The sequence below is a fragment of the Actinomycetota bacterium genome (assembly GCA_005774595.1).
Taxonomy (GTDB): domain Bacteria; phylum Actinomycetota; class Coriobacteriia; order Anaerosomatales; family D1FN1-002; genus D1FN1-002.
Window position 1 is genome coordinate 1 of the sequence record VAUM01000510.1, and the last position, 1054, is coordinate 1054.

1 protein-coding gene is annotated in these 1054 nt (G+C 73.1%); it reads left to right on the forward strand.

The genetic code is table 11. The annotated features are described in order from the left end of the window. Window positions 1-1054, forward strand: a 1054-nt coding sequence (locus FDZ70_11325) for a UDP-N-acetylmuramoyl-L-alanyl-D-glutamate--2,6-diaminopimelate ligase (GenBank protein TLM64986.1), incomplete at both ends; no start/stop codon positions are given.

A 1054-nucleotide genomic window follows, 5' to 3' on the forward strand; every position in this document is an offset into this window, starting at 1 on the left:
GCTCGACTCGATCCTGCGGGCCGCGGGCCGCATCACCGGTCTGGTCGGCACCGTCGAGACGCGCGTCGCGGGCCGCGCCACGCCTGCGGGCCGCACCACGCCCGAGGCCGCCGACCTCCAGGAGCTGTTCGCCGAGATGCTCGGCGCAGGCTGCACGGCGGCGTCGATGGAAGTGTCGAGCCACGCGATCGACCTGCACCGCGTCGACGGCGTGCACTTCGAGGTCGCGGCGTTCACCAATCTCACGCAGGACCACCTCGACTACCACAAGACGATGGAGGAGTACGTCGCGGTCAAGCGCCGCCTCTTCACTGACTTGGACGTGGCGGAGCGCGTGATCGACATCGACGGCGAGCAGGGCGCGATCCTGGCCGCCGAGGTGGGCGAGTGCCTGACCGTGGGGCTGTCCGGCTCGGCGGAGGTGCGAGCCGAGAGGGTCGCGTGTGGCCCGGACAGCTCGACGTTCCTGCTGGTCACCCCTTGGGGCCAGGCCGACGTGTGGCTGCCGCTGGCGGCCGCGTTCAACGTGGGCAACGCGCTCGTCGCGGCCGGCTGCGCGCTCGTGCTCGGCGTGGAGGTGCAGACGGTGGCGGCCGGCCTTTCGGCGGCGCCGCAGGTGCCCGGCCGGCTCGAGCGCGTCGTTGCGGGCCAGCCGTTCACCGTGCTCGTCGACTACGCGCACACGCCCGACGGCCTCGACAAGGCCGCCGAGGCGGTCAGGCGCGTCACCCCCGGACGTGTCATCACCGTGTTCGGCTGCGGGGGTGACCGCGACCCGGAGAAGCGCGCGCCGATGGGCGCCGCCGCCGCGCGGCATTCCGACCTCGTCGTGCTGACCACGGACAACCCGCGCAGCGAGGACCCGGTCGGCATCATCCTGCAGATCGAGGACGGTCTGCGCGGCGGTGAGACCGCCTACGAGACCGAGGTCGACCGCCGCACGGCGATCGCGCGCGCGCTCGCGATGGCCGGGCCCGGCGACGCGGTGCTCATCGCCGGCAAGGGGCACGAGGACTACCAGGAGCTCGAGGACCGCAAGGTCCCCTGGTCCGAC